This is a genomic window from Candidatus Phytoplasma citri (assembly GCF_002009625.1).
GTDB classification, from domain to species: Bacteria; Bacillota_I; Bacilli_A; order Acholeplasmatales; family Acholeplasmataceae; genus Phytoplasma; species Phytoplasma citri.
This window is the reverse complement of record NZ_MWKN01000056.1, coordinates 1-3,080: the sequence shown is the minus strand read 5'-3', so window position 1 is coordinate 3,080 and position 3,080 is coordinate 1. Positions and strand designations below refer to the sequence as shown.

General features: G+C 23.5%; 5 protein-coding genes. All 5 read left to right on the top strand.

From position 1 onward, the window contains the following. The first annotated feature begins 189 nt into the window (after nt 1–189). A complete protein-coding gene (locus B2G44_RS01860; RefSeq protein ID WP_143325112.1) occupies nt 190–387 on the top strand; it encodes a hypothetical protein in 198 nt (65 codons plus the stop codon). 43 nt (nt 388–430) lie between these two features. Next, the gene (locus B2G44_RS01855; RefSeq protein WP_078123146.1) at nt 431–832 is read left to right on the top strand and encodes an OsmC family protein; all 402 of its coding nucleotides are present in this window, start codon (nt 431–433) and stop codon (nt 830–832) included. Between the two features lie 92 nt (nt 833–924). Further along, nucleotides 925–1,794, top strand: coding sequence for a MetQ/NlpA family ABC transporter substrate-binding protein (locus B2G44_RS01850; protein WP_078123145.1), 870 nt, complete (start codon nt 925–927; stop codon nt 1,792–1,794). A 36-nt stretch (nt 1,795–1,830) separates the two neighbouring features. Beyond that, nucleotides 1,831–2,754: a MetQ/NlpA family ABC transporter substrate-binding protein gene (locus tag B2G44_RS01845; protein ID WP_078123144.1), complete on the top strand. Its 924-nt coding sequence runs from the start codon at nt 1,831–1,833 to the stop codon at nt 2,752–2,754. Between the two features lie 16 nt (nt 2,755–2,770). Continuing rightward, nucleotides 2,771–3,080, top strand: a 310-nt coding sequence (locus B2G44_RS01840; RefSeq protein WP_143325111.1) for an aminotransferase class V-fold PLP-dependent enzyme, incomplete at its 3' end; no start/stop codon positions are given.

The following is a 3,080-nucleotide window of genomic DNA, read 5'->3' as shown; positions in this document are numbered from 1 at the left end:
GCGGTGTGCTTGGAAACTTGCTTGTCCGGTTTGGACGGGGGCTGATTGTAAATAAAACAGCAAATACAAATCGCTGCATAAAACGCAATTAATCTATCCGTATTAATATATCGATTTAATTTTAATTATAAAATCGAACATTATTTATTAAATTGTGATACTTTAGAACAAGAAGTTTTAAAAACCTTTATGAAAAATAGAAATCAAACCTTTCCCTTAACTAATCAATCTTCAATTACTAAAAAATTTTTAAATTTAAATATCTTAATTAAAATAAAAGATGATGAAGTTAATTCAGAACATGGAATTTATTTATTAAATAAGAATATTTTTAATTTAGTTATAAAAAATAATAAATTAAAACAAATATATTTAGAAATTAATTAAATATATTTTTAATTATTATTAAAATTTAAAGGTATGTCTAAAAATGAAAAATCAAATAGAAATTATAGCTTATTATGAACCCAAATTACAAGATATAGGGATTATTTATAAAGGCTTAAAAACAAAGCTTAATTCCGCATTTGCAAATAGTTCGGAAATTAGTAATCCTAAAGAATTATTTTGTTTATCTTTATTAATATGTTTTTATAAAACTACACGTAAATATTTAAATCATTCTGATTTTAAAATAAAAATTTCGTGTCATAGTTGTATTGATGAAAAAGGATTTTATTTTGATATTATTTTAGTTTGCGGTATTAAAGATTTATCGATCGCTGAAACACAAGATATTATGAACTTTATTCATAAAAAATGTCCTATTTCGCGAATGTTAAATAATTATCAATATTTTCAAATTAAACCCACATTATATAAAGATTTTTAATACAACTGAATTATTATATTTACTATATTTTTATTAATTAAAATATTTTATAAAACAGATATTGTTTTTAATTGTTTAGAAAGAAAAAAAATATGAATTTTGCTAAACCCCAATTACAAACTATAAAAGTGGCTAGTCCGATACAAGCCGTATTGAATACTTTAAATAAAGCTAAAGAAATTTATTTTTCTCAAGGAATAGATTTACATGTTATTAAAACAGATTGGACGGAAGAAAGCATTGATAAATTATCCGACGGCTCTATAGATGGATTAATTTATACTAATGTACATGTTTTTAAAGCTTATAATGAATTTTTAAAAAAACAAAATAAAGAATTATTTTCTTATATACAACCTTTTTATCATTCTAAATATGGTTTATATATAAATCGTAAAAATAAAAAACAATTAACTAATTTAGAAACAGTTAAAAAATATCAAAATTTAAAAGTATTATTGGCCGTGTCTTTTGCTTTTATTCAGCCTTGTGATATGTCTCGTTCACTTTTATTATTAAAAAATTTAGGATTAATCAACATTCCAGAAAATATTATTAAAACTAAAAAATTAGCTATTAGTTTTGAAGATATTAGTAATCCATATAATTTACAATTTATTAAAACTTCGCAAATACCTTATCAATTCGAACAACCAGACAAATTCGATTTAATGGCTAATTGGCCAGCTTTTATGAAATATAATGAAGATTTTATTCGAATTGGTTCAAATATTTCTGATAATCAAGAGCCTCAAGATGAATTAGTAGAATCATACGCTATAGCTTTAATTTCGCGCCAAAGTAATGAAAATAGTAAAGAAATTAAATTATTACAACAAATATTACAAAATCCAGAAGTTAAAAAATTCCATGCTAATCAAACAACTAATGGAGAAATTGATTATGTGATGATCTCTGATCCAGAAAAACTTAAAGACCGAATTGTGCAAAATTGGTTATAAATAAAATATAAAAATAGAAGAAGGTTCGTTAAAAAAATGTTTAATTGTCAATCATGCAATTGCGAAACAAAATTAAAAAAAATTATCAAAATAGCTACTAATTTTCCATCTACTTTAGAAACTTTACAAAAAAATAAACATTTAATTAATCAAATTGGTTTTGAATTACAAATTTTCGATGAAAAACAATTAAAAGAAAAATATCAAGTCAATTGCAATGATGCTTTAAAAGAGGGGATTATTGATTTTAATATTGCTAATAATTTCCATACTATGAAAGCTTATAATAATTATTTTATTCCTGAACCTTTAGAACGTTTAGAAATGATTGAGCCATTTTTTCATCCTAAATATGGTTTATATTCGCACAAAAACAGTCCTTTAAAAATTAAAAATTTAGAAGATGTAAAAAAAATAAAAAATGCTCGAGTTCTTTTCGCTCCTTTTAATGATTTATTCACAGCACCATGTGATTTATCACGTTCACTATTGTTGTTAAGAAAATTAAATTTAATTAAAATTAATGAACAAATTATTCAAAAAAAAGGATATAATTTGTCTTTGGAAGATATTGAAAATATTTCGCATTTACAATTTATTAAAACAGATAATATTTTTAAAGTAGCCCAATTATTTGATGATTATAATAAATATGATTTAGCTATTAATTGTCCGGGATTAATGAGACAAAATAATAATTTTTTACGTTTAGGTTCTATTGGTTTAGGAATTAACGAAAACGAAGAACCTACAGATATTGTTTTTTCATCATATGCTATTATTTTGGCTGCTAAAAAAAATTGCCAAAATAATCAAAATATTCAAGCAATGCAATGGTTTTTAAGAAATAAAGAAGTTCAACAAACTTTATTACAAACAGGTCAGCCTAATTATGACTACATTATAGTTGGAAATCCAGAACAACTTAAATATGATATATTAAATAAATTTGATAAGTAAAAAGGTAGATTTTAATATGGTTAATCAATTTCGCGATTATTTCCCTATTTTTAAAAAAAATCCCAATTTAATTTATTTCGATTCAGCAGCAACCACTTTAAAGCCAAAAATGGTCATTGAAGAATTACAAAATTTTTACAATAACAACGGAATGAATATCCGTTCTTCCTCTTCTTTAGCTATGCATAGTAATTTTTTAATTGAACAAACTCGAAAAGATATATCGACATTTTTAAATTCTTATCCTGAAGAAATTATTTTCACTAAAGGCGCTACTGAATCTTTAAATATGGTTGCTCAAATGCGGGCGCCAAAGAGGCCTAAAT